Source organism: Saccharopolyspora sp. NPDC050389 (genome assembly GCF_040655595.1).
Classification (GTDB): Bacteria; Actinomycetota; Actinomycetes; order Mycobacteriales; family Pseudonocardiaceae; genus Saccharopolyspora.
This window is the reverse complement of record NZ_JBFAKG010000026.1, coordinates 36013-61404: the sequence shown is the minus strand read 5'-3', so window position 1 is coordinate 61404 and position 25392 is coordinate 36013. Positions and strand designations below refer to the sequence as shown.

Below are 25392 nucleotides of genomic sequence, written 5' to 3'. Positions count from 1 at the left end.
GAAAGTGCCCTTCCCAGCGGCGCGGAAACGCGAGGAGGTGGGGCCGTGTCACTCCTCGCAGGGAAGAGCACGCGAGCAACCGAGAGTATCAGGAGTGCGCGTCTATGATCGCGAACAAATCCACCGCCGGCCATCGCGCGAGCGGAGAGCCCGACGACCTTGCCCGCTTGACCACAGCACACCTTCCGGATGACTGGACCGAACTGGACCGGCGGGCCGTGGACACCGTCCGGGTGCTGGCCGCTGATGCGGTGGAGAACTGCGGCAGCGGGCACCCGGGTACCGCGATGAGCCTGGCGCCGGCCGCCTATGCGCTGTTCCAGCGCGTCATGCGGCACGACCCCAGCGACCCGGAATGGATCGGCCGCGACCGGTTCGTGCTGTCGGCGGGGCATTCGAGCCTGACGCTGTACCTGGAGCTGTTCCTTTCCGGCTACGGGCTGGAACTCGAGGACATCAAGGCGTTGCGGACCTGGGACTCGAAGACCCCGGGGCACCCCGAGTACGGGCACACTACGGGCGTGGAGACCACGACCGGCCCGCTGGGCCAGGGTCTGGCCACCGCGGTGGGCATGGCGATGGCCGCCCGCCGCGAGCGCGGTCTTTTCGAGCCGGAGGCCGCGCCGGGCGAGAGCCTGTTCGACCACCACATTTACGTGATCGCCTCCGACGGTGACATCGAGGAGGGTGTGACCTCCGAGGCGTCGTCGCTGGCCGGCACGCAGCAGCTGGGCAACCTCACGGTGATCTACGACTCCAACGAGATCTCCATCGAGGACGACACCCGCATCGCGCTGACCGAGGACACCGCCAAGCGGTACGAGTCCTACGGTTGGCAGGTCGTCAGGGTGGACGGCGGTGAGGACGTCAAGGGCCTGCTGGCGGCGATCGAGGAGGCCAAGGCCGAGACCTCGCGCCCGACGCTGATCGTGCTGCGCACGGTGATCGGCTACCCGGCGCCGACCAAGATGAACACCGGCAAGGCCCACGGTGCCGCGCTCGGCGCCGAGGAGCTTGCGGGGGTCAAGAAGGTACTGGGCTTCGACCCGGAGCAGTCGTTCCAGGTCGACGCCGAGGTGCTGGACCACGCCCGCGAGGTCGCCGCGCGAGGCAAGGCCGACCACGAGAAGTGGCAGATCGCCTTCGACGCTTGGGCGGCGGCCAACCCGGAGCGCAAGGCACTGCTGGACCGGATGCTGGCCCGTGAACTGCCGGCGGGGTGGGCCGATGAGCTTCCTAGCTGGGAGCCCGACGGAAAGGGCATCGCGACCCGCAAGGCTTCCGCAGAGGTCCTGGCCTCCCTGGCCGACGTGCTTCCCGAGCTGTGGGGCGGTTCGGCCGACCTCGCGGAGAGCAACAACACCACTATGAAGGGCGCGGACTCGTTCGGCCCCGAGGACATCTCCACCGGTGCGTGGAGCGCCCAGCCTTACGGTCGGACGCTGCACTTCGGTATCCGTGAGCATGCGATGGGCGCGATCCTCAACGGCATCGCCCTGCACGGCGGAACGCGCCCCTACGGCGGCACGTTCCTGGTCTTCAGCGACTACATGCGCCCGGCCGTGCGACTGGCAGCGCTGATGCGCCAGCCGGTGATCTACGTCTGGACGCATGACTCCATCGGCCTGGGCGAGGACGGACCGACCCACCAGCCGATCGAGCACCTCTCCTCGCTGCGCGCCATCCCGGGCCTGAACGTGGTCCGCCCGGCTGACGCGAACGAGACCGCCGCCGCGTGGAAGGCCGCGTTGGAGGACACCGGTGCCCCGTCCGGCCTGGCGCTGACCCGCCAGGGCGTGCCGACGCTGGAGGGCACCGACAGCAAGGGCGTCGCCAAGGGCGGGTACGTGCTCGCCGAGGCCGGCAACGGCAAGCCCGAGGTGATCCTCCTCGCCACCGGTTCCGAGGTGCAGCTCGCGGTCGAGGCCCGCAAGACCCTGGAAGCCAGCGGTGTCGCGACTCGCGTGGTGTCCATGCCGTGTGTGGAGTGGTTCGACGCCCAGGACGAGGCCTACCGCCGCGAGGTGCTGCCTCCGTCGGTGCGCGCGAGGGTCGCCGTGGAAGCGGGCGTGGCCCAGCCGTGGCACCGCTTCGTCGGGGACGCGGGTGAGATCATCTCGCTAGAGCACTTCGGTGCCTCGGCCGACTACAAGACGCTGTTCGCCAAGTTCGGATTCACCGCCGAGGCGGTCACCGAGGCCGCTCGACGCACTCTGCGCACCGTCCGGTCGAGCTGACGCCCGGCGACATTGAAAACAGGTGTCGCGATCTGGCTCGACGACCTGTCTGCACAGCGGATCAGCTCGGCAACCCAGCCGAGCTGATCCGCTGCTACCAACTCGGGGACACAGCCGGCCCCGGCACGGCTTCGAGAGTGAAACGGGAGGCGAAGCGGTGAACAAGTCCACATCCGATCCAGGGACGCCGATCTTCGGCGAGCTGAACAAGGAGCTCGGCGAGCTGCCCGATATCGAGGTGCGCGACTTCGACTCCTACGGCTTCGACTTCTCAAAGGACACGTCCGGGAAGCCGGCTGTGCAGGAAGTGGTCGACGACAGTACGGGCAACGCCAGCGGTGAGTCGACCAGCAAGCCGGCCAAGGCGGCGGGCGGTCGCCGTCGGTGTACGGAGTCCTGAGCAAAGAGCAGAAGTTCGCACGGCGCAGCATAAATCACCCGGTCAACGCCGCCGACCGGAGGACCTGCGGATTGAGCACAGTCGCCTACTCGCTGCTCGTGGGCATCCACATCTCGATCTGGGATCGTGCAAGCAACTGGGGAATCATGCCGTGCCTGGCAGCCAGAGCGCGTAGATCAGAGCCGAGAGAACGGTAATGGGGGAGCACGGTGCGCCGGCCTTCCCTTCAGCCTCGCTACCCGGCTTCTCACGTACAATCTCTAAATATCCACTGTGGATAGTTCGATGCGCTGCGGCGGAATTTGCCCGCAGCCGGTGGAATACCAGCGCGGTGAACTCGCACTCGGTCGTCGGGCCTTTACTCTTGCGGGCCAGGAGATTCGGCGGGCCGAGTTCGTCAACACAGAACGCGCGTCCGTCATCGTGTGGGGTGTCGTACAGCGTGAGGATGCGGGCCATTTCGGCCGTGAACTCCGTATCGTTCGGGCGTTCCAGGTTTTGGTGGCCTGCCTGGAGACGCTGCCGTCGTGCAGGATCTGCGGCAGCGTCTCCAGGCAGGCTTGCTTCCCGATCTTTCGAAGATCGGGATCAGGGGAAGCTCCTTGCCGAGTCGATGTCAGGGAGATCGACATCAAGCTGCCCGGCGTTCTGGATCGCAACACCGTTACCCCAGCCCGTCGGTCGGCGCATGCCTCGGTGACCTCCGTGGCTCTGCTCCTGGTCGAGCCCGCCGTGTGTCCGTGGCGGAAGGAGGTTGCCGGTGGCTTCGAGTACGGACATCCACAGGTCACCGTCGGGGTCAACCTGGTTGCGATAGCTGATGATCAGCGGCATGGGCACGTGTACGAAACGCCGTCGCCAGCGTACGACGGCGGTTTCGGTACGCCCAGCCATGGCCGCGTGCACCGCGGCATGGGCCAGACGTAGGCAGTAGACGCTGTCATAAGCATTGGCGGTGACGCTGCGGATGGCGTAGCTCGGGTCGATGTAGCGCACGGTGGGGGTGAGGCCGGCATCGGTCAGGTGGGCGGTGATGCTCTCCCTGAGCAGTGCTCCGATGTCACCGAGCATGGCGTTCCCCGAGGCGTCGGTTGCGCCGCTCTGAAGGAGGCCACGCTCTGCGAGGAGGTCCTGACCCGCCCCCTCGGCGACGACGATCACCACGTAGCCCTTGGAGCGCACGTGCTGCTCGACGCGGGCCAGCAGGCCATCTGTTCCTTCCAGGACGAATGGGACTTCCGGAATCAGGACGATATCCGCTGTGTTGAGGGCCAGGGACGCGTAGCAAGCGATGAACCCGGAGTGCCGCCCCATCAGCTTCACGATCCCGATGCCGTCCGGACTGGCCGCGGCTTCGACGGAGACCGAGGATATGAACTCGGTGGCCTGCGCGAACGCGCTTTGGAACCCGAAGGACTGATCGGTGAACGGCAGGTCGTTGTCGATCGTCTTGGGTACCCCGATGACGGCGATGTCCAGATCGCGTGCCCTGATCGCCGCGGACAGGCGTGTCGCGGCGCGCATGCTCCCGTCGCCACCGATGACGAACAGGACGTTGATGCCTCGTAGGACGAGGCTGTCGACCATTTCGTCGGCATCCTGGCCGCCACGTGAACTCCCCAGGATGGTGCCGCCGACGTTGTTGATATCGCGGACGCGCTCGGGCGTCAGCTCGATGGTGTCATTGCGGTTTTCGGCGGTCATTCCCCGGAACCCGTTGCGGAAGCCCAAGATTCGCTTGACGCCGTAATGCACGGTGAGTTCCTGGACTAAACCGCGGATGACGTTATTGAGACCAGGGCATAGCCCTCCGCAGGTGACGACACCGGCGCTGACATGGGCGGGGTCGAAGTAGATTTTCCGGCGGGGCCCGGCGGCCTCGAAGCTTGGAAGCTGGTTGGCGGGGAGGTTGTGCTTGGCCAGCATGGAGACCGTGTCCTCGAGCAGGACACGGTCGCCCTCCGCAACGTAATGTGGGGAAGTCTGCTTAGCGGCGAGCATCTCGGAGAACGGTGAGTCGTAGTGGCACTCACCGAGGCGGCGAACGCGGAGGTCCTCCAGGTGCAATGTCACCGAATCTCCTAAAACGTGATGGGCGTATGGCATGGTCGGCAGGATGGATGCCGTGCAATGTCCGGGCGCGTCGAAAACACCCGCACCGCAACGTCATCCGCACTAGGGGTCAGCCTGCCGCCGGGCGTGGGATCAGCTGGGCAGTCCGGCCATCCGGGGTAGGGAACCGAAGGTCGTATGAGAAATGTGGCGCACCTGTCCGCTGGAGATCAGGAGCGATTCCGCGAGTACCGTGCCGTCGGATTCCCGGGGCCGGCTCAGCAGTGATCCCCCACTGATGCCGGTAGCGACGAAGAAAGCATCGCCGCTTACGAGCTCGTCGCAGCTGTAGATGCGGTCAAGGTCCATGCCCGCTGCACGGATCGCGTCCGCTTCCGCATCACGTTGGGGAGCAAGACGGCCCAGCATGCCGCCACCCAGGCCGCGGACCGCTGCGGCGGTCATCACTCCCTCGGGCGTGCCGCCGATTCCGAGAAGCAGGTCCGCGTTGCCAGTGGGCAGGAGAACCTCAAGGCTCCCACCGACGTCGCCGTCTGCCGGTGTGTGCACGGCGGCGCCCGCCTGCAGCACCCGCGCGATCAGTTTCTGATGCCGCGGCTTATCCATGATGACGACGCGGAGCTCGCTGACCGGCTTGCCGAGAGCCTGTGCGACTTTGTGCAGGGTGCGCTCGGGGGAGTCGGTAAGATCGACAACGTCCTTCGCTTGTGGGGGCACCACTATCTTGTCCATGTAGAATCCGGGGCCGGGTGACCAAAGACTCCCCGACTCCGCGAAGGCGATGGTGGCCAATGCGCCGGGGAGATTCTTCGCGCAGAACTTGGTGCCCTCGAGAGGATCGACGGCGATATCGAAATCCGGGCCGAGGCCATTGCCCAGGGTTTCGCCGTTGTACAGCATTGGGGCCTCGTCTTTTTCGCCTTCCCCGATGATGACCGTCCCCCGGCCAGGGGCGTCGGCCAATACCTGACGGATGGCATCGGTCGCCGCGGCATCAGCGGCATCCTTGTCGTGCCGTCCGACCCAAGCGTGGCTGGCCATCGCCGCACTGTGGGTGGCGGCCAGAGCCACCGCCTCCAGAGTGTGGATATCGGTGCGATTTCGAGGTGCGCCCTCACTTTGACGCTGCATCTCGGGCTCCTTGTCTTGTCTTATCTGTTGCCTCGGTTACGTCAGAGCGCTTACGGCGTACCAGCGAGCCCTGTGATCAGTTCAGGACTATCGCCCGCACCTTTCTTCGCGATGTGCGAATCGAATCGATGTGCTCCTCCGGATGATTTACCCGGGGCCGGTCATTCCAGATTCGCGTGGAGGCGCCACAGCTCACGGGCCTGAGTGTCACTGGACTTCCACAGCGTGTGGAACAGCGCGTCAGTGAGGATCAGGACGGACTGTTCGAACATGCTCCCCGCGTACTGCTCGGAGGCTTTCCCGTCGAAATCCTGCTTGGCCGCGGCCGGGATCAAGAGCACTTCGGTCGCCGTCTTGGCCAGCGCCGAATCGGCTGCGGTGGTCAGTGCCAGCACATTCGCGCCTTGATCGCGCGCGACCTCGGCCGCCCGCACCACCCGGGACGTGGACCCTGAACCGGATGCCGCGACCAGGACGTCGCCCGGGCCGATCGCCGGGGCGGTTGTCTCGCCCACAACGTGGGTGGACAGCCCGAGGTGCATGAAACGCATCGCGGCCATTTGCAGGGCGAGCCCGCTCCGCCCGGTGCCGATGGTGAACACCGCCGGCGCCTTGAGCAGCAATGCGCCGGCGCGAGCCCACGCCGCCGAATGGACGCCCTTGCGTACCCGCTCCGCCTCTCCGGTGATGATTTTCATCGCGTAGTTGAAATGAGGAGGGTTCAGCTTTTCGCTCAGGATCCGATTGGCCGTGTCCGTCTTTTCTGCCATTGCTTCACTCTCCGCTGATCGAGTCGGACATGTTCGTTGGTTCGGCGCACGACTACCGCGCCGGGGCCACCAGGGAGGGGCCTTTCGCTCAATGATTGCCAAGGCGGACAGCGGTGTCCGTTTGGGCGGCGTCCGGATCTCTGCGGTTTTCGGCCACAGCTAGGACGCGCAACGCGTTGTTTTGAGACTGCACGGATCTGTACGTCTAGGTCAACCTATCCAGCACGAAGAGAGGCTGCGGGAACACGAACGGTTCCAAATCGCGGCCAAGCGGACCTGTCTGGATGTGGATGTGGTTCACCGGTTGCGCTGGTGCTCGGAGGACAAACTGGCGAAGGCGCGGAGGAGTGATGATCTTTCCGCCGGCTTGTGCCTCAGCACGTCCTCGTATCCGGCATCAGCCAGGATCGCTGTTCTGTATAACCGCGAATTTTCAAATCAGGGGTGCAATGGGGCTTGATTGCGTTAGAATTTCCGGGTGCGCGTATATCTAGGCTCCGATCATGCCGGATTCGAACTCAAGAACCACTTCGCCAAGAGGCTCGCCGGCCTCGGCTACGAGGTGACCGACGTCGGCCCCACCGTCTACGACGCGGAGGACGACTACCCACCGTTCTGCGTCGAGGCGGCGCGGCGCGTTGTCGCCGACGAGGGCAGCCTCGGCCTCGTCATCGGCGGCTCCGGGAACGGGGAACAGATCGCCGCGAACAAGGTGCCCGGCGCCCGCGCCGCGCTGACCTGGAACGTCGACACCGCCAAACTGTCCCGGCAGCACAACAACGCACTGCTGGCCGGCATCGGCGCTCGGATGCACACGGTCGAGGAGGCCGAGCGCATCGTGGACGCGTTCCTCACCACCGAGTTCGAGGGCGGCCGCCACCAGCGCAGGATCGACCTGCTGTCGGACTACGAGCGCTCTGGCGAGCCGCCCGCCCTGCCCGGAAACTGACCGTCCTCGACGTAGACCCCCGCCGACTCCGGGGGCGGCGACGACCGCCGCCGGAGTCGGCGCGGAAAGATCGTTGACGTGCGCCGGCTTCCGGCGCCGCGACCTCCGCACAGCAGCTGTCGCTCCATATCGGACAGATCCACCCGGTCGGTCTTCAGCGGCACGCGCTGTCGGCACATGAAAAAGATCTCCGGGCGGGTTGTTCGAGTGTCATGCACGCGCAACTCGCCCGGAGATCTCCCGGTTTCACGCCACCACGCCGTCGGCAACGATGGTGGCCATTACCTCTGTTTTCCTTGTCCGGCAGCGTTCCTGATCAGTCCGGTAGGGCGAAGGCGATCAGCGCATCTCCGTGGCCTGCGCCGAGCATGCCGGGAATGATGCCCTCGAGCCAACCACCCCAGCCGACCGGCACGGCGACGTATTGCTTGCCCTCGACGCTGTAGGTCATCGAGCTACCGTGGTGGCCGCCACCGCACTGGAACTTCCACAACTCCTCGCCAGAGCGCACATCGGCGACCGGTACGTAGAAAGATCGTTGCGCGGGCTGTACGCCGCGTGCGTCCATTCCGCGTTGCAGGAGATTCCAACCCATGCCCTGACCGACGACCACGGCAAGTCCGCAGGGCTCGTCTCAGCCTCGATACTTGTGCACGTCGCAAACGCAGTACATGAGACGGCAGCTGAAGCATGCGGGCTTGTCGACGCACGTGATGCAGGGCCCGCAGTGCACCGGCTCGATGTGCCGCGCGTGATCGCCAGGCTCGTAGGCCTCCCCGCAGTAGAGGCACGGCACACGCTCAAATCCCGTGTCCTGCTGGGGCACCGACGACTGGTCCATGACATCACCTTGTTTTCCGTCGCTAAATTTCCCCATGACCGACGGGCGTCTGGAAAAAGTACCAGGGTGGAGATTGAAATACCCACAGCTGGCGGGACTACGGGGAACCTCGACGTAGCCCCGCTCTCCTCGTCTGTCAGGGCATAAGGACACCCGCCCGGTGATCGGGCCGTCTCCGGGACGGCGAGATCACCGGGCGGGGAAAGGAAACCACCAGGGAGTTACCTCGGGTCTCGCGTCAGTGGTTCTTCCCTGTCACAGGGCGAACGTGATCAGCGCGGCACCGTGACCCTGACCGGACATGCCGGGGATGATGCCTTCGAGCCAGCCACCCCAGCCGACCGGCACCGAGATGTACTGCTTGCCGTCAAGGAAGTAGGTCGACGGGCTGCTGTGGTGACCGCTGCCGCACTGGAAGCTCCAGAGCTTCTCGCCGGTCTCGGCGTGGAGCGCCATGAACTCACCCGTGGGTGTGCCGGCGAACACCACGTTCCCCGCGGTACTGAGGGTCGACGCGGCCATCGGCATGTTGAGCCGGTAGCGCCACTTCTCCTCACCGTGGGAGTCGAACGCGCTGACCGACCCGGCCATGTTGTCGACGTCGACCTCGACGGCGGCACCCCAGTAGGGCATGCCTTCCTTGAACTCGCGACGACGCCGGGTGGCAGTGGCGCCCACGTCGGCCACCGGAACGTAGAACAGATCGTGGTCCGGGTTGTACGACGCGTGCGTCCACTCCTTCGCACCGGCGGGGCCGGGGTAGAAGTGGCAGGGCTCGCCTTCCTTGTCCGGGTACTTCCGCGGGGTCACCTTGCCATCGCGGGTGATGACGCCCCAGTCGATCCGGTCGACGAACGGCGTGACGTGTTGCAGCTCGCCGTTGGTGCGGTCGAGGACGAACATGTACCCGTTCTTGTCGAAGTGGGCGAGCAACTTCTTGCCGTCCCGCTCGAACAGGGTCATCTCCATGGTGGAGTCGTAGTCCCACAGGTCGTGGGGGGTGAACTGGTAGTGCCACTTGATCTCGCCGGTGTCGACATCCAGCGCGACCACGCTGTCGCTGTAGAGGTTGTCCCCCTCACGGACCCCGCCGTCGAAGTCGGGAGCCGGGTTCCCGGTGCCCGCGTAGTAGAGGTTCAGCTCCGGGTCGTAGGTGCCGGTGACCCAGTGGTTCGCGCCACCACGCTGCCAGGCCTCACCGTCGGCGGGCCAGGTCTCCGAACCGGGCTCGCCCGGCTTCGGCACGGTGTAGGTGCGCCAGCGCTGCTCGCCGGTCTCCAGGTCCCAGCAGTCGATGTGACCGCGGACGCCGTACTCGCCACCGGCAGAACCCGTGATGAGCGTGTCCTTGATGACCAGCGGAGCGATCGAAGCGCTCTCGCCCGCCCGCACGTCACCGATGGTCTTCTGCCAGACCTTCCGGCCGTTGGTGGCGTCGAGCGCCACCAACTGGGCGTTCTGGGTCACCATGTAGACCTTGCCATTGGCCACCGCACAGCCGCGGTTGACGTTGGCGCAGCACAGCGTCACGTCGACCGGGATCGCGTGCTTGTAGCGCCACAGCTGCTCGCCGGTCTTCGCGTCGAGCGCCCAGAGCCAGCCGTCCCAGCCGGTGACGAACATGACGCCGTCGACGACCAAGGGGCAAGCCTCGAACGCGTAGGTCGAGGTGGAGGCGATCATGCCGGTCGCGCTCGACTGGTGGATCCAGGCGACTTTCAGGTTCTTGACGTTGTCGGCGTTGATCTGGTCGAGCAGGCTGTGCCGCTGGCCGTCATAGGCGCCGTAGTAGGTGATCCAGTTCTGCGATTCGCTGCGCGCCTGGAGGATGCGCTCGTAGTTGATGCCGCGCGTCACGTCCGGAGCGCTGTGCGGCATGTTGGAAAGCTCGCTGTGGTTGAATGCCTTGCCGGCGTCAACGTATTCGACGGTCATGAAGATTCTCCTTTGCTACGGCCGCGGCTGCGCGGGTCGGTCGAGCTTGGCCTCCGGCGGCACTTCGCCCGTCACGACGATGGCGCCGGTCAGGCCCCGGCCCTCGTCGTTACCGGCCGGCGAGCCGTACCAGTAGCAGCCGGGCCCGTCCAGCTCGAGCGTCGCGCTGCCCTTCGAGTGGTTCAGCAGACCGATGAACTGCCGTTCGCCGTTGCTGGGCAGCAGGCAGGCGTGGGTGTTCTTGTCGTCGTTGATGATCGTCAGCTCGACGATGCCGCCGTGCGGCAGGATCAGGATCCCCGGATCCCACGTCATGGCGTCTTCCGGAATGCGGATGGTCGCTTCCATCGTCCCGTCGGCACGCTCGATCGCCTTGCCGATGGAACCGGTTCCGAGCACGGCGCCGATGGTCGCCCTGTTCTGTCCGTTGAGCTCGGCCAGGAGATCCTCTTGGTCGTGGGTAATCGTCATCGGACTTCACCTCCTCGTTAGCAAAAATGGATATTTTGACAGATTTCGCGGAACATATCGGCTGCGCGAGTTCGTCGGCTCTTTGACGACGAAAGCGCATACGCTCTCAAGAGCTACGCCGCAGCCGAGTTTGACGTTGCGGAAAAATTACCAGTGTTGATTACTCTCATATTTCACCGCTGAGCCTGTAACCGGTTTTGGACTCTACGCCCGGGCAAGTCATTTCGATATCCGTTGCCACCGACCGGCTCGACGCCACCATTCCCCCGGCAGGAGATACCGTTCGTGCGGTCCTGCGCCTGGGGAGGCTGAGCCGGCCGTCCTATCGGCAAGGGTCCGCCTACCCGGAATCTGCACAACAAAAAACCGCGTCGAAGACCGGCTCGAGCACGGTTTTAGACGCGGCTTGCCCAAAACGGTCATCACCGCCGGCCGAGCACCTCCTGATCATTGGGCGCACCAACTGGAGTATCCGCAGCGCAGGTCGAAACGGTCGAGTTCCATGACCTTCACCCACGCGGAGACGAAGTCCCGGACGAACTTCCCGTCCGCGTCGTCGCTCGCGTAGACCTCCGAGAGCGCCCTGAGTTCGGAGTTGGAACCGAAGAGGAGGTCGACCCGGCTTGCGGTCCACTTCACCTCGCCGGTTCCCCGGTCGCGGCCCTCGTAGATCGCCGTCCAGATGTCCCCATCCTGCCTCGGCGCCCACTCTGTCCCCATGTCCAGCAGGTTGGCGAAGAAGTCGTTCGTCAACGACCCTGGCGCCGAGGTCAACGCACCCACCGAGGAACGTCTGTGGTTGGCTCCGAGCACCCGCAGCCCGCCGATCAGCACGGTCATCTCAGGCGCGCTCAAGGTCAGCAGGTTCGCCCGGTCGACCAGCAGATGCTCCGGCGGCATCCAAAAGCCGTTTCCCAGGTAGTTCCGGAAGCCGTCCGCCGTGGGCTTCAACCTGTCGAACGACTCGACGTCGGTCCATTCCTGGGTCGCGTCCGTGCGCCCGGGGCGGAACGGAACGTCGATTTCGTGGCCACCGGCCGCGGCGGCGTGTTCCACCGCAGCACACCCTCCGAGCACGATCAAGTCGGCCATCGAGATCCGCTTGTTCCCTTGTTGCGAGGCGTTGAATCGCTCCTGGATCGCCCCCAGCGCGGACAGGACGACCGCTAGCTGCTCGGGTTCGTTGACCGACCAGCTGCGCTGCGGTTCGAGCCGGATCCGCGCCCCGTTCGCCCCACCGCGCTTGTCGCTGTCCCGGTACGTCGAAGCCGACGCCCACGCCGTGGAGACGAGCTGCGCGACCGTCAGGCCCGAGCCGAGGATCTCGCGCTTGAGGCCGGCGACGTCGTCGGTGCCCACAAGTCCGTGGTCCAGCTCCGGCACCGGGTCCTGCCAGATCAGCCGTTCCTCCGGGACGAGCGGCCCCAGGTAGCGCTGGATCGGGCCCATGTCGATGTGCGTCAGCTTGAACCAGGCCCGCGCGAACGCGTCCTCGAACTGGTCCGGGTGCTCCAGGAACCGCCGCGAGATCGCGTCGTAGCCCGGGTCCTCCTGCAACGACAGGTCGGTGGTGAGCATGACCGGATGGTGTTTCGTGTCCGGGTCGAAGGGGTCCGGCACGGTGCCCTCGCCCTGGCCGTCGCTCGGGATCCACTGCCAAAGGCCCGCCGGGCTGAGCTCGACGTCCCATTTGTACTCGTACAGCGTTTCGAAGAAGGTGTGGTCCCACTCGACGGGCGTGCGCGTCCACATCCCTTCCAGCCCGCTGGTGACCGTGTCCGGCCCGCTGCCGCTGCCGTACCCGCCGAGCCAGCCCAGACCCTGCGCGGTGAGCGGCGCTGCCTCGGGCTCGGGGCCGCCGGTCACATTCGGGTCCGCCGGGCCGTGCGTCTTGCCGAAGGTGTGTCCGCCCGCGATGAGCGCCACCGTTTCCTCGTCGCTCATCCCCATCCGCTTGAAGGTCTGCCGGATGTCGCGGGCCGCGAGCACCGGGTCGGGATTGGTGGCCGGGCCCTGCGGATCGACGTAAATCAGCCCCATCGCGGCGGCCGCCAGCGGCTCGTCGAGTTCGTGCAGACCGCTGTACCGGTCGTCGGCCAACAACTTGCGTTCCGGACCCCAGTACGTCTCGTCGGGCTCCCACACCTCGGCACGGCCGCCGCCGAACCCGAAAGTCTTGAAGCCCATCGACTCCAGTGCCCGGTTGCCTGCGAAGACCATCAGGTCCGCCCAGGAGATCCTGCGCCCGTATTTCTTCTTGACCGGCCACAGCAACCGACGCGCCTTGTCCAGGTTGCGGTTGTCCGGCCAGCTGTTCAACGGGGCGAAGCGTTGCATCCCGGCACCTGCACCGCCTCGGCCGTCGCTGACGCGGTAGGCACCCGCAGCATGCCAGGCCATGCGCAGCACAAGGGGACCGTAGTGACCGAAGTCGGCGGGCCACCAGTCCTGCGAGATCGTCAGCACCTCGTCGACGTCACGCGCCATTTCGTCGAGATCCAGAGTCTTGAATTGCTCGGCGTAGTCGAAGTCCGCACCCAGCGGGTCGTGTGCGGGTCGGTGCCGACGCAATGCCTTCAAGTCGACCCGGTGCGGCCACCAATCGTTGGCATTGCCGCCCGCCGTCGAATGATTCCGCCGCCGAGCCGGCCGTGTCTCGCTCAGAACCTTGTCGTAGGTGCGGTAGACGTGGGTATCGGGATTCTCGGGCATTGATGTCCTCCTAGGCGTTACCGAGCCTGAGATCCTGGTCGTACGTCTTGTAGATAGCGACGACGTCAGGGTTCTCCGGCGTGGAAGCTCCTTCCTGGTCCTTCAAGGCTCCTCAGATGTCCAGCGCCCGGCGGACGGCTGGAGCGTTCCGCCGCGAAACCGGCACCATCGGGCTCGCCTGGTCATCCATCACCAGGAACAATTCGCCTCTGAATCGACGCTCGACCTCCCGAATCCGGCTGAGGTTGACCACATATCCGCGGTGTACCCGCAGGAAACCGGCATCGGTCAGCTCGCTTTCGAGCTTGTCGAGGCCGGCCGAGGCGGCTCGCAACCGCCCCTGATCAGTGGACAGCCACACGTCGTTGCCCTTCGATTCGGCGAACGAGACCTCCGGCAGCCGCAGCAGCACCATCCGGTTGTCGCGCATCGCGACGATCCGGTGCGGCCGCGCCCCAGGGCGCCTGGCCCCTTCCGCCCGAGGTAACTGCTCTCCTTCGGAAACTCCGAATGAGATCAGGTTTCCGACCAGCTGCCCGGACAGGAAGACGGGCCGGATACTGATCGGGGTCGGCTCGTCGGCGAGATGGGTGAAGATCTGCGTCGAGCCGACCCAGTCGGGATTGTGGGTGGCCTGCTTAGAGGCGTACCGAGCCGCCCAGATGAATCCCGGCAGACTCGGGTTCCAGCGCGCCGCGGGGTCGGGTGCCGGTGTGGAGCCCGGGACGCCGAGGAGCACGCTTGCCGTGTCGTCGGCGATCACCACCCTGCCCGCAGGATCCACCGCGGCGAGCGCCGCGCTCGAGCGCGACCTGGCGTGGTTGTAGGCGGCGACCAGCTCGGCGCCGCTATCCTGGGCGCGTTGTCTCAATATGTGCTGGGTTTTGGTCGCAGTGTTGCCCAGCCAGGCGGCCGCGGACGCGGGAAGGTCGCCGCGCCAGCACGAGATGTTGAGCGCCGCGATCGGTTCCCCGGTCACCACATCCCGGACGGCCACACCCGCGCAGGTCCAGTCGTGGAAGGCTTGGCACCAGTGCTCCGCACCCCGGATTATCACCGGTGCGTGTGCTTCGAGTGCCGTGCCCATGCCGTTCGTTCCGGTAGCGCACTCGGACCAGCAGAACCACGCCGCCAGGTTGGCTTTGGTGGCGCGGGAGCGCGTGGCCTGGTCTCCCCATTGGGCCAGGACCCGACCGGTGGCGTCGGTGATGGTCACGACGCCGCCGAGGTTGCTTACCTCGTGAGCCACCGAGGCAGCACGGAAACCGAGTTCGGCGAACACGACGTCATGTTCGAGCGCGTGGTCGACCTCCGCGACGGCCACCGGGGCTTCGGTCAGGTACGGGTCGACCCGGTACTGGTCCCGGCACCGGTGCCACGAGATCGCCACCTCGGGCCGCAAGCCGCGGATATCGTCCTCGCCCTTCACGAATCGTTCCCATGCCCCGTACACCGTGGCCTTGCCCGGGCTACGGGAGATGGGGTCGAGCTGGTGCACATCTGCCATGTAAGATCGCCTTTGGTCTGTCACCAACCCGAACGGCATGAGCCGTCCCCGTCGGCGACCGCTGATGCCGCTTGCTGGACCGGACCGAGCCGCCGGTTGGGCTTCGCGCACCGACCAGTGGCGTATCCGGCATGAGCCGTGCGTCGCGGCTGTCGGAACTTCGCGGTCCGTCGCGTGACTTGTGGTCGTTCCACGCGTCCTCGGTAGAATCAAACGGGGAATCGACGGCTTCCGCGCTTTGGTTTTCATGACGTGGAGTCGAAAGCTAAGCTGTTCCTCGATTCGACGGCAACCACTGTGGGACGAGTGCGGGCGAACGACCCACGAGCGGCAGCAACCCGACAACCACCGGTAGCCACCTATTCATCAACGGGTAACACGCGTGTGCCGGCGATCGTGGACCGGGCAGCACCGTCACGGTGCCGACATCCGGCAACAGCCGGGCCGGCGCAGACTCCGCCGCGAAGCTCGAATAGTGCTGCAAGGCTTGTGATGTCGGGAACGGCGCGGTTAACGTCAGAGCGTCGATCTCCGGGCGAGTGTGGTGGTCCAGAAGTCCGGGGCGTGTTGTCACGGCCTTGGCTGAGGTTGCGGATCTTCCGCAAGCTCCGGTCCGGGTGCCCGGCGTTTTCCGGCGAATGGCGGGTTGTGCGTCGCGATTCGGCGAATGGGAGCCCACAGCACGCCGCTCATGGCATTTGAAACGACCGGTTCCGTCCTCGCCTCGCTGCCGGAGACAGGCCGTCTGACCGCCGTGGTGAATCCGAGCTACCGAGGCGCCCGAGCAAGGCGACGGGAGAAGTGATGATGAGCGAACTCGCGGTGCATTGCCACGGACTGCGCTACTGCTTCGGGGAGACCGTCGCCGTCGACGGCGTTGATCTGCGCATCGAGGCCGGCAGCGTCTTCGGGCTGCTCGGTCCCAACGGAGCCGGGAAAACGACCACGATTCGGATGATCTCGACTCTGCTCCCGGTGCCGACGGGCGCGATCGAGGTTTTCGGCGTGGACGTGAACCGGCACAAGCTCGCTGCCCGCAGGTTGATCGGCTACGTGCCGCAGCAGCTTTCTGCGGATTCAGCGCTCAGCGGCCGGGAGAACGTCGCGTTGTTCGCGAGGCTCTTCGACGTGCCCAGGGCGCAGCGGCGGTCCGCGGTGGAGGCGGCGTTGCGATCGGTCGGTCTGGAGGAGGTCGCCGGGCGAACCGCGAGCACGTATTCCGGCGGCATGATCCGACGCCTTGAGCTGGCGCAAGCGCTGGTCAGCGCGCCACGTCTGCTCGTGCTCGACGAGCCGACGGTCGGGCTCGACCCCATCGCGCGGGCAGGGGTGTGGGAACACATCGAGCGGGTACGAGCCGCGACCGGGATGACGGTCCTGATCACCACGCACTACATGGAGGAGGCCGACCGGCAGTGCGACCGGGTGGCGTTCATGCACCACGGTCGAATCCGCAGCGTGGGGGCCCCACCGGAGCTCCGCGCCGCAGTGGGGCCCGAGGCGACGTTGGAGGACGCGTTCCGCGCGGTGACCGGTGACGGACTTGCCAATGATGCGGGGGAGGGGATGCGTCATGTCCGCGCCGTTCGACGGGTCGCACGTCGTGTCGGTTGATCAGGTGCGGCGCGGGCCGGTGCGCCTGATGTGGTCGCGGATCACGACGATGTGCCTGGTGGAGCTGCAGAAGCTGCGGCACGACCGGACCGAACTCGTCACCCGGGCGGTTCAGCCGGCGCTGTGGCTGGTGGTCTTCGGTACGACGCTCAGCCGGATTCCGGTGATTCCGACAGGAGGTGTGCGGTACCTGGACTACCTCGCGCCGGGCATCCTCGCCCAGTCGGCCCTGTTCATCGCGATCTTCTTCGGTATTCAGATCATTTGGGAGCGGGATGCCGGGATCCTCGCCAAACTGCTCGTCACGCCGACGCCGCGGGTCGCGATCGTCAGCGGCAAGGCGTTCGCGGCCGGCGTGCGCGCCCTGGTGCAAGCCCTCGCGGTGCTCATCCTCGCCGTGCTGCTGGGTGTCGGGATCACGGCGAATCCGTTGAAGTTGCTCGGGATGTGCGCGGTGGTGGTGCTCGGATCGGTGTTCTTCTGCTGCTTGTCCATCACCATCGCGGGGTTGGTGCTGTCCCGGGATCGCTTGCTGGGCATCGGGCAGGCGATCACGATGCCGCTGTTCTTCGGTTCCAGTGCGCTGTACCCGGTCGATCTGATGCCGCACTGGCTGAAGGTGGTCAACTGCGTCAACCCGCTGGGCTACGAGGTGGACGCTTTGCGCGGTCTGCTCATCGGCACGCCTGCGGATCTGTGGCTCGATGTCGGAGTGCTGGTGGCGGCCGCAGTGTCCATGACCGGGGTCGCATCCGCTCTGCTGGGAAGGCTGGTCCGCTGATCGGCGCCCGCGGGTTCGTCGACGGATTCTCGCGCCCGGCCGAGGCCGGTGTGCCGCGTCGCCGCATGTCATGCCCCGTCAATATTTTGCGATTCCCGGAGGTCTATTCGCGATAATTTCCTGTTCATCGGTGATCGCCGGATCGGGTATGTTGCCACGGTCATTTTCGGCGACAAGGAGCAGATCGGTCGCGGCCGGCGAAGCCGGGTCGGCCGCAGGTGGAAGCAGGTCTTGAACTGCAGCTTTTCGAAAGCTACATTGTGACCGCTGTCACCATCCGTGAGTCCCCGAGATCCGTCCCTCGCGAATGACAAGGAGGTCGTGATGGCGGGGAGAGTCCCACCGTTAGAGATCGCATCGAGCGGGTCCGGCGGCCATGGCCACGTGGGGGGCGACTCCCTGGTAGCCACGGCCACCGCGAGGAAGACCGCTCGTGCGTGGGAGAGCTTCGCCGCAGGCGAAGATATCGTGCAAGGGGTCCGCCCGGAGATCCTGGCTTCGTGGTACCGATGTCGGGATCAGTACGAAGTGGACCCCACGCTGCACATCGCGCCCGGGGCGCCCGAAGACAACGACCATCGGCTCGACCACGACGTGATCTTCACCCAGCTCGGCGGTCTCGGGGCGTTGGCGGGCCGGGACGTGGAGCTGGACGGCGGTGTCGTAGCCGTAACGGACGGCACCGGGCGCATTCTCGGGTCCTGGGGCGACCCCACCGCGCGGAAACGGGCTGATTTGAGCAACCTCGCGCCGTGGTCGGCGTGGTCGGAGCAGTGCACGGGCACGAACGGGATGGGGACGTCGTTCGAACTGCCGGGCCCGATCACCGTGACCGGACCGGAGCACTGGTGCGAAGGCTTCCAGCAGTGGGCCTGTGCGGGGATTTCCATACGCGACGTGGTAACCGGTTCGCCGGTCGCGTCGATCAACATCTCACGGTGGAAGGCGCCGCTTTCCGAGCATGTGCCGACGTGGCTGAGGAACGCCGCCGCGAGCGTCGAAGAAGAGATCCATCGCCGCGCCATCACGGAGGCCAAGAGTGTGGTCGCCGGGTTCGAGCACGAGTCCGCCCAGATGAGTGGCCCGCTCATGGCTGTGGACCGTGGTGCGCATGTGATCGCTGCGAACTGCGCGGCTATTTCGTTGCTCAAGCTGGCAGACGACAACCCCATTGCCACGGGCGCGGCCGAACCGGCGAAGCGCTGGAAGCCGGATATTCCGGAACTTCTCGATGTCGTGCGGTGGGCGATGGGCCGGGCCCTGCAACGTCCACAGTGGAGCGGCTATGCGCGTCTGTCGGTGTGCCCAGGGGAGGATGCCATTCCGGTGACCATGCGGCCTGTCGTCGTCTCCAACCACATAGTGGGCATGTTCTGCGGATTCGGGCTGCAAGAGGGTGAACCTTACGAGAAGCATCTGGACGCGGCGTCTGTTTCCCTGCCGCCGCGCGTGATCGGGATTCGTGACGAACGGCTGGTTCTGCTCGCCCCGTCGGAGATCCGCTATGCCCAGGCCGACCGGAACATCGTTTGGTTGAGTACGGACCGGGGAAGGATCCAGGCTGCCACCCGTGGCCTGGACAACGTCGAGGAATCCCTGGCACCCCACGGGTTTCACCGAGTACATCGTCGCTTCCTGACCAACCTTCGCCGTGTGGTCGAGGTGGAACGGGGAATCAAGGGTGAGCTGATTCTGATCACGGACCTTCGTTGCCGTGAGCGCGTTCCCGTTTCACGGCGCCACGCGCCGGAGATCCGCCGCTTGCTCGGCGTGTGAGGCTGTCCGCACGTGGGCGGATTCCGCCCACGTGCCTTGTGCCTGCTGCTCAGATTGTTCGCGGGCAACGCGGGCCGCGTTGCTTGGTCCGAACCGCGTGCCGGGAAACGCCCGGGGCGTCGATGGCACCTGAGGCGAGCCTGCTCGTCGACGCTGCGCCGCACGACGCGTTGTCGCTTTTACCGGATATTCCCTGGTCGCAAAAGCATGCCGGGGTGCCTGTCGCACGCCGTGAGCCGGCGGTGCCGCGGCGGTCCGTTCGTGGCGGCACGGCAACCGTTCGTCAGTGATCCGGTACCGGTGGTTCATGATCGGTTGTCAGAGCCCGCGATATCGAAGAAGCTTTGAGAGGCAATACCGAGTTCCGGGTGATGACACACGATGCTCGCCCGGGCCGGAACCTCGACAGGTGACGGTACCTGTCGTCGTCCGACCGCCGTCAGCGGTCGAATCCGAGGGAGGACGCCATGATCTGGGAAACGCCCGAATATGCGGTGATCGAGGTGTGCGCTGAAGCCAGCGGATACCTGTACCGGCGTTGATGGATTGATTTCGCGCTGTGCTTCTTCATTGTCTGGGAGTTGCGGCAGGCGGCGGTTATCCGCAGTGGAACTGCGCTTGTGCCGGGTGCCGCAAGGCTCGTAGCAATCCGGAACTCGGGTCGATGCACGCGGGTCTTGCGGTCTCCGGAGACGGCGAGCGGTGGTTCCTGCTGAACGCGACTCCGGATGTACATCATCAGATAGCGATGGATCGCTGTCTGCATCCGGGGCCGGGAATCCGGACGACACCGGTTGCCGGCGTGCTGCTGACGGACGCGGAGTTCGACCACACCATCGGCCTGCTGATGTTGCGTGAGGAATCGTCGCTGACGGTGTACGGGACGTACCCCGTGCTGGAGGCACTCGCTCTGCGGTTTCCCGTCCGGGAATTGCTGAGCGACTACGCCGACCTTTCGTGGTCCCTGGTCGAAATCGGCAAACCTCTGGACCTGGACGACCGGTTGCGCGTGACCGCCTTCCTAACCGGAAGCAAGGCGCCCCGCTACATGGGGCGCTCGCAGCTTCATCGCGAGTCGAAGGAGTGGGAGGTGGGCTTCCGCTTGCAGGACAAGGTGACCGGCGGGACCGCGGTGTACGCGCCGACTCTGCCCCGGTGGGACGAGAAGTTCGCCGAGCAGGTGGCGTCGGCCGATTGCGTCTTCTTGGACGGCACGTTCTGGACGGACGACGAAATGTCCTGCCGGGGTGCGGGAAGTCGTTCCGGACGCTCCATGGGGCACATGCCCGTCAGCGGCGAGGATGGTTCTGCCCTCGCTCTTGCCGCGCTTCCCGCGAAGCGCAAGATCTACACGCACATCAACAACACCAACCCCATCCTCGACGAAGGCTCCGAGGAGCGGCGTTGGTTGGCGGGCTTGGGCATCGAGGTGGGCCGGGCCGGCCTGGAGGTGGAGTTGTGAAAGCTTGGTCTGCCGAGGAGTTCGAAGCGCGACTGCGGTCGATCGGAGAGCAGCGTTACCACCACTTGCACCCGTTCAACGAGCGGATGCACGCGGGCGTGCTCACCGAGGAGGAGTTCCGCGGATGGGTGCGAAACCGCTTCTACTACCAGGTGAACCTGCCGGTGAAGGACGCGTTCATCCTGACCAAGCTCCCCAGTCGGCACGATCGGCGCCAGTGGATTCAGCGCATCATCGATCACGACGGCCGCATGGGGGACGAAGGCGGGATCGAGAAGTGGGTCCGCCTCGGTGAAGCCGTCGGCTTGACCCGCCAAGAGCTGTTCGACAGCGGCACGGTGCTACCCGGAGTGCGGTTCGCCGTGGACGCCTACGTGGATTTCTGCCGCCGGAAGCCGTGGCTGGAGGCCGTGGCGTCGGCCATGACCGAGTTGTTCGCCCCCGGTCTGCTCAGCCGGAGGATCGCCGACCTCCAGCAGCACTACCCGTGGATCGCCGCGGAAGGCCTGGAGTACTTCCGGTCCCGGCTCACCCAGCAGCCCAAGGACATCGAGCATCTGCTCGACCTGGTGATCAACCACGCGAAGTCCAGGGAGCAGCAGGACGCGTGCGTACGGGCGCTGGAGTTCAAGTGCGATGTCCTCTGGAGCCTGCTGGACGCCGTGCAACTCGCCTACAGCAAGAGCTCATGATGGACGAACCTGATCTGACGGGCACGCCTCGGCTGGTGACCAAGGCGATGCTCAAGCACGACAGCGTACGGGACGCCGAGTTGCTCCTGTTGCCGGAGAGGGTCGTGCGCCTGAACGCGTCCGGGGCGGCGATTTTGCGATTGTGCGACGGAAGCCGCACCGTGCGGCAGGTGGTGGCCCAGTTGGAGCACGATTTCGAGACCACCGGTCTCGCGAACGACGTCGTGGAGTTCCTCCAGGATGCGCACGGACGGGGTTGGGTGGTGATCGCATGAACGGTGTACCGCAGCCGTACGGCCTGCTGGCCGAGCTCACTCACCAGTGTCCGTTGCACTGCGTCTACTGCTCGAACCCGTTGGCACTGCTCGATCGTCAGGACGAGCTCGGCACCGACGACTGGCTGCGGGTGATACGCGAGGCAGCCGGGCTCGGTGTGGTTCAGGTGCATTTCTCTGGCGGTGAACCCCTAGTCCGCGGTGATCTGGAGACGCTCGTCGCCGAGGCGCGCCGTTGTGATCTGTACACCAACCTGATCACCAGCGGCCTGGGGCTCACGGAGAGCCGTGCGAGATCGCTCGTGTCGGCAGGGCTCAACAGCGCCCAGCTGAGCATTCAGGGCGACGCGGCCGAGTCGACGGATCTGGTCGCAGCGAGCAAGCGGTTCGACAAGAAGCAGGACGCCGCGCACATCATCCGCGAGGCGGGGCTGCCGTTGAACATGAACGTGGTCCTGCATCGTCTCAACCTGCATCGCCTGGACGCGATCATCGATGTCTGTGCGTCGTGGGGCGCCGAACGGCTGGAGCTCGCCAACACCCAGTACTACGGCTGGGCTCTTCGCAACCGCGATCTGCTGCTCCCCAGCAAGGCCCAGTTGGAGGAGGCCGTAGGCGTGTACGAACGCCGGAAGGCCGAGTTGGCGGAGCGCATGGAACTCCTCTGGATCCTCCCGGACTACTACGAGCCCTATCCGAAGCCGTGCATGGGCGGATGGGCGCAGACCGCCCTGACCGTCGCCCCGGACGGCATGGTGTATCCGTGTCCGGTGGCCGCGGACATGACCACGATGGATTTCCCGTCGGTTCACGACCACGACATGGCGTGGATCTGGTCGAAGTCCGCTGCGTTCCAGGCTTTCCGGGGCACGGAGTGGATGCCCGATCCGTGCCGCAGCTGTCCTCGCAAGGAGACGGATTTCGGTGGATGCCGGTGCCAGGCCTTCGCCTTGACCGGCGATCCGGGACGCACCGACCCGGTTTGCGTCCACTCGCCCGACCACCACTTGGTGCAGGACGCGCTCGTTCGTGCCAATCAGGACGATGCCGCAGCCGACGGCGAAATGGCCCGGGCGAACCTGGTTTACCGTCGTCCACCCGCGTCGGCGAGGAGGCGATGACCGATGTCGTTCGAAGTCCGTGCCGCGTGCAGGAGCAACCTGACGCAGGACGAGGCGGCAGTGCGCTCGGCTGAGGTCAGCGACGTCCGCTACGCGGTCGACCTCGACTTGACCACAGGTGAGCAGGAGTTCGCGACGACCACCGTGGTCCGCTTCCAGGCCCGTTCCGGGGGTGCGAACGTCTTTCTCGACTTCGCTGGGAAGGTGGAGTCGATCGAGTGCAATGGTCGTGAGCTGGGGCCCCGCGCGCAGGACGGGACGCGTGTCCGGCTGGACGTGAGATCAGGTGAGAACACGGTCCGAGTGGCCGGTTCCGGTTCGTACTCGCGCACGGGGGAGGGGCTTCACCGTTTTCGCGACCCCCTCGACGGACAGGTCTACCTGCACACCAAGTTCGAGCCCTTCGCGGCGCACAAGGTGTTCGCCTGCTTCGATCAGCCGGACCTGAAGGCAACGGTCGATTTGACCGTCACGGCTGACGATCAGTGGGTGGTGGTCGCCAACACCGATCCTGGCGAGGAGCCGGCGCCTGCGGGCGGCAAGCACTCGACTTGGCGCTTCCGGAGCACGCCACCGCTGCCGCCGTACCTGGTGGCCTTCGCCGCCGGCCCGTTCCGCCGGCTGCGTTCCAGCCACCGCGGAGTGCCGCTGGCGCTGTACGCGCGGAAGTCGGTCCTCGAAGACCTCACCGACGATGCGCACGAGTTGTTCGACGTGATCAGCCGCGGCCTCGACTTCTACAGCCAGCTGTTCGACCTTCCGTACCCGTTCACCAAGTACGACCACGTCTTCGCGCCCGAGTACGCATTCGGCGGAATGGAGCACCCGGGCTGCGTGACGCTCAACGAGCGGTTCGTGTTCCGGCATCGGGTCACCGAGGATCAGCGGCGACGACGAGCCGAGCTGCTGTTGCACGAGATGGCGCACATGTGGTTCGGCGACTACGTGACGATGCGCTGGTGGGACGATCTGTGGCTGAACGAGAGCTTCGCGACGATGATGGCGGTCGTCGCACAGCCCGAAGTGACGCGGTACGGGGAAGGTTGGACGGCGTTCGCGCACCACAACCTGCCGGTGGCTCGACATGCCGACCAGTTGCCGACCAGCCACGCGATCCGGGTCGAGACCGCCGATACCGATGCCGCGCGGACGAACTTCGGGCCGATCGTCTACCGGAGAGGGGCGGCCGTACTCCACGAGCTCGCGGTGCGCATGGGCTGGGACTCCTTCGTCTCGGGCGTACGGACATACCTGCGGACGCACGCGTGGGGAAATGCCAGCCTCGATGATTTCGTGGCGGCGCTTCGGCGCGTGTCGGACGCGGATGTGGATCGCTGGGTGGACGAGTGGCTTTTGCGCCGTGGGGTGAACACGGTCGAGGTGTCTCGCCTTCCGAAGGGCGATTGGGTGGTTCAGCTTCCCGATCCCGAGGTGCGGCCACGCCACTTGCACCTGCGGGTCGGCGCGTTCGACGACTGCGATGCCGGCCTGGTGCTGCGGCAACGGGCGCACGTGCCGCTCAGTCCGCGTAGCTCCGAAGGAAAACTGGACGCGTTCGGCAGCCGAAGCCCGGACCTGCTGGTGCCCAACGACGATGCGGTGAGCCACGTCAAAGTCAGGCTGGACCCCCGGTCTCGGCAAACAGCCTTGCGCAGTCTGTCCGCACTGGACGATCGGAGAGCACAGGCAGTCGTCTGGGGAGCATTGTGGGACGACGTCCTCGACGCGCGGTTGCCCGCTCGGAGTTTCGCATCGGCCGTTCTCACGCATGGAGTGGTGGAGAGCGATGTCGGCGTCCTGGAAGCGCTCTTGGAGCGAGCTGTGCAGGCGACGCGGGTCTACGGGGATCCATCCAGCACCAGCCGGATGCTCGAAGTCCTGGCACGCCGAGTGCGTGATCACTTGGCCGGCGCCGCCCAGGGTAGCGACCGCCAGGTGGTACTGGCCCGCACCCTCGTAGGGGTCGTCCAGGCCGACGACCACAGCCTGCTGAGCGAAATGGTGTGCGGGCGGTCTCCCTGGCCGGGACTGGTAATGGATCGAGACCTGCGCTGGCGCGCATTGCTTCGCCTCGCGTCGACCGGTTTCGAAATCGACGGACTTCTCGGCATCGCGATGGACGCTGACGCTGGAGACAGCGGTCGCCGGCACGCCTTGATGGCACAGGCCGCACGTCCGACCCGCGCCGCCAAGGAGCAAGCGTGGGCCCTGGTGTTCACCGACGATTACTCGCTCGCGGAACGGCAAGCCATCATGGCAGGGCTGCGACAACCGGGGCAGGAGGAGTTGCTCACTCCGTACGCGAAACGCTACTTGCGTGCGTTGGAGAGCATGGCCGGAGCTGCCGAGCCCGAGTTCGTGCTGGCGTTCGCTCGTGCGCTTTATCCCCGCTTCACCCACGTCGAGCAACGCGTACTGGCGGATACGGAAGACGTGCTGGCGAACAAGCGGCTCCCTGGAGATGTGCTCAGGGTCCTCAGGGAGGAGCGAACGGAACTGGTCATGATGCGGGCAGCGCGGGCGTGCGACGCGGCGCAGAGAGCGAGGCAGGTTGGAAGCTCCGTGGCCTTGACAGCGGAACGTACGAGCGGCTGTTGACTGCGCGGTTCTTTCAGTCTGCGCCAACTGAACACCACAGAGGACAC

Annotated in this window: 19 protein-coding genes and 1 pseudogene; 11 read left to right on the top strand and 9 right to left on the bottom strand. The window is 65.8% G+C overall.

What is annotated here, in order from left to right; genetic code table 11:
* The first annotated feature begins 104 nt into the window (after positions 1–104).
* Positions 105–2237 carry a transketolase gene (gene tkt / locus AB0I53_RS18910; RefSeq protein WP_358604143.1) on the top strand — a complete coding sequence of 711 codons (2133 nt, stop codon included), beginning with the start codon at positions 105–107 and terminating at the stop codon, positions 2235–2237.
* Positions 2238–2394: 157 nt separating this feature from the next.
* On the top strand, positions 2395–2637 hold the full coding sequence (locus tag AB0I53_RS18905) for a hypothetical protein (RefSeq protein ID WP_358500521.1): 243 nt from the start codon (positions 2395–2397) through the stop codon (positions 2635–2637).
* Between the two features lie 144 nt (positions 2638–2781).
* Here AB0I53_RS18905 and AB0I53_RS18900 read toward each other — a convergent pair whose 3' ends face one another.
* From AB0I53_RS18900 to hxlB, 4 genes are all read right to left on the bottom strand, one after another.
* A complete protein-coding gene (locus AB0I53_RS18900) occupies positions 2782–3096 on the bottom strand; it encodes a hypothetical protein (protein ID WP_358604140.1) in 315 nt (104 codons plus the stop codon).
* Between the two features lie 129 nt (positions 3097–3225).
* Positions 3226–4710, bottom strand: a complete 1485-nt coding sequence (locus tag AB0I53_RS18895) for an ATP-dependent 6-phosphofructokinase (protein ID WP_358604137.1) — start codon at positions 4708–4710, stop codon at positions 3226–3228.
* Positions 4711–4842: 132 nt separating this feature from the next.
* Positions 4843–5841 carry a class II fructose-bisphosphatase gene (gene glpX, locus AB0I53_RS18890; protein ID WP_358604134.1) on the bottom strand — a complete coding sequence of 333 codons (999 nt, stop codon included), beginning with the start codon at positions 5839–5841 and terminating at the stop codon, positions 4843–4845.
* Positions 5842–6002: 161 nt separating this feature from the next.
* Positions 6003–6611, bottom strand: coding sequence for a 6-phospho-3-hexuloisomerase (gene hxlB, locus AB0I53_RS18885; RefSeq protein ID WP_358604131.1), 609 nt, complete (start codon positions 6609–6611; stop codon positions 6003–6005).
* A gap of 478 nt (positions 6612–7089) precedes the next feature.
* Here hxlB and AB0I53_RS18880 point away from each other — a divergent pair, with 478 nt between their 5' ends.
* Positions 7090–7560, top strand: a complete 471-nt coding sequence (locus tag AB0I53_RS18880; protein WP_132493981.1) for a ribose-5-phosphate isomerase — start codon at positions 7090–7092, stop codon at positions 7558–7560.
* A gap of 316 nt (positions 7561–7876) precedes the next feature.
* On the opposite strand, the pseudogene AB0I53_RS18875 reads toward AB0I53_RS18880, so the two are convergent.
* The 5 genes and pseudogenes from AB0I53_RS18875 to AB0I53_RS18855 all read right to left on the bottom strand — a co-directional run.
* Positions 7877–8074, bottom strand: a pseudogene (locus AB0I53_RS18875) (PQQ-dependent dehydrogenase, methanol/ethanol family); the annotation flags it as partial.
* A 582-nt stretch (positions 8075–8656) separates the two neighbouring features.
* Entirely contained in the window at positions 8657–10336 is a 1680-nt protein-coding gene (locus AB0I53_RS18870) for a PQQ-dependent dehydrogenase, methanol/ethanol family (protein ID WP_358500530.1), read from the bottom strand.
* Positions 10337–10351: 15 nt separating this feature from the next.
* Positions 10352–10807 (bottom strand): MSMEG_3727 family PQQ-associated protein, encoded by a 456-nt coding sequence (locus AB0I53_RS18865; protein WP_358500532.1) that lies wholly within the window; start codon positions 10805–10807, stop codon positions 10352–10354.
* A gap of 447 nt (positions 10808–11254) precedes the next feature.
* Positions 11255–13519 (bottom strand): catalase/peroxidase HPI, encoded by a 2265-nt coding sequence (katG, locus tag AB0I53_RS18860; RefSeq protein WP_358604128.1) that lies wholly within the window; start codon positions 13517–13519, stop codon positions 11255–11257.
* Positions 13520–13631: 112 nt separating this feature from the next.
* A complete protein-coding gene (locus AB0I53_RS18855; RefSeq protein WP_358604125.1) occupies positions 13632–15026 on the bottom strand; it encodes a LytTR family transcriptional regulator DNA-binding domain-containing protein in 1395 nt (464 codons plus the stop codon).
* 807 nt (positions 15027–15833) lie between these two features.
* On the opposite strand from AB0I53_RS18855, the gene AB0I53_RS18850 reads away from it, so the two are divergent.
* From AB0I53_RS18850 to pepN, 8 genes are all read left to right on the top strand, one after another.
* The gene (locus AB0I53_RS18850; protein WP_358604122.1) at positions 15834–16640 is read left to right on the top strand and encodes an ATP-binding cassette domain-containing protein; all 807 of its coding nucleotides are present in this window, start codon (positions 15834–15836) and stop codon (positions 16638–16640) included.
* Positions 16600–17421 carry an ABC transporter permease gene (locus AB0I53_RS18845; protein ID WP_358604119.1) on the top strand — a complete coding sequence of 274 codons (822 nt, stop codon included), beginning with the start codon at positions 16600–16602 and terminating at the stop codon, positions 17419–17421. The genes AB0I53_RS18850 and AB0I53_RS18845 overlap by 41 nt, the downstream gene beginning before the upstream one ends.
* 528 nt (positions 17422–17949) lie before the next feature.
* The gene (locus AB0I53_RS18840) at positions 17950–19197 is read left to right on the top strand and encodes a LytTR family transcriptional regulator DNA-binding domain-containing protein (protein ID WP_358604116.1); all 1248 of its coding nucleotides are present in this window, start codon (positions 17950–17952) and stop codon (positions 19195–19197) included.
* A 559-nt stretch (positions 19198–19756) separates the two neighbouring features.
* Positions 19757–20659, top strand: coding sequence for a pyrroloquinoline quinone biosynthesis protein PqqB (gene pqqB / locus AB0I53_RS18835; protein ID WP_358500546.1), 903 nt, complete (start codon positions 19757–19759; stop codon positions 20657–20659).
* Positions 20656–21351: a pyrroloquinoline-quinone synthase PqqC gene (gene pqqC, locus AB0I53_RS18830; protein ID WP_358604113.1), complete on the top strand. Its 696-nt coding sequence runs from the start codon at positions 20656–20658 to the stop codon at positions 21349–21351. Before pqqB ends, pqqC begins: the two co-directional genes overlap by 4 nt.
* On the top strand, positions 21348–21626 hold the full coding sequence (gene pqqD / locus AB0I53_RS18825) for a pyrroloquinoline quinone biosynthesis peptide chaperone PqqD (RefSeq protein WP_358604110.1): 279 nt from the start codon (positions 21348–21350) through the stop codon (positions 21624–21626). The genes pqqC and pqqD overlap by 4 nt, the downstream gene beginning before the upstream one ends.
* Positions 21623–22747: a pyrroloquinoline quinone biosynthesis protein PqqE gene (gene pqqE / locus AB0I53_RS18820; protein WP_358604107.1), complete on the top strand. Its 1125-nt coding sequence runs from the start codon at positions 21623–21625 to the stop codon at positions 22745–22747. The genes pqqD and pqqE overlap by 4 nt, the downstream gene beginning before the upstream one ends.
* A 3-nt stretch (positions 22748–22750) precedes the next feature.
* Positions 22751–25345, top strand: a complete 2595-nt coding sequence (gene pepN / locus AB0I53_RS18815; protein WP_358604104.1) for an aminopeptidase N — start codon at positions 22751–22753, stop codon at positions 25343–25345.
* The last annotated feature ends 47 nt before the right edge of the window (positions 25346–25392 follow it).

Bases quoted from the DNA above. Each gene is read 5' to 3' on its own strand.
- glpX (WP_358604134.1), bottom strand. From the start codon at position 5,841: ATGCAGCGTCAAAGTGAGGGCGCACCTCGAAATCGCACCGATATCCAC.
- pepN (WP_358604104.1), top strand. From the start codon at position 22,751: ATGTCGTTCGAAGTCCGTGCCGCGTGCAGGAGCAACCTGACGCAGGAC.
- katG (WP_358604128.1), bottom strand. From the start codon at position 13,519: ATGCCCGAGAATCCCGATACCCACGTCTACCGCACCTACGACAAGGTT.
- AB0I53_RS18900 (WP_358604140.1), bottom strand. From the start codon at position 3,096: ATGGCCCGCATCCTCACGCTGTACGACACCCCACACGATGACGGACGC.
- AB0I53_RS18845 (WP_358604119.1), top strand. From the start codon at position 16,600: ATGTCCGCGCCGTTCGACGGGTCGCACGTCGTGTCGGTTGATCAGGTG.
- AB0I53_RS18855 (WP_358604125.1), bottom strand. From the start codon at position 15,026: ATGGCAGATGTGCACCAGCTCGACCCCATCTCCCGTAGCCCGGGCAAG.
- pqqD (WP_358604110.1), top strand. From the start codon at position 21,348: ATGATGGACGAACCTGATCTGACGGGCACGCCTCGGCTGGTGACCAAG.
- hxlB (WP_358604131.1), bottom strand. From the start codon at position 6,611: ATGGCAGAAAAGACGGACACGGCCAATCGGATCCTGAGCGAAAAGCTG.
- AB0I53_RS18870 (WP_358500530.1), bottom strand. From the start codon at position 10,336: ATGACCGTCGAATACGTTGACGCCGGCAAGGCATTCAACCACAGCGAG.
- AB0I53_RS18850 (WP_358604122.1), top strand. From the start codon at position 15,834: ATGAGCGAACTCGCGGTGCATTGCCACGGACTGCGCTACTGCTTCGGG.
- tkt (WP_358604143.1), top strand. From the start codon at position 105: ATGATCGCGAACAAATCCACCGCCGGCCATCGCGCGAGCGGAGAGCCC.
- pqqE (WP_358604107.1), top strand. From the start codon at position 21,623: ATGAACGGTGTACCGCAGCCGTACGGCCTGCTGGCCGAGCTCACTCAC.
- AB0I53_RS18865 (WP_358500532.1), bottom strand. From the start codon at position 10,807: ATGACGATTACCCACGACCAAGAGGATCTCCTGGCCGAGCTCAACGGA.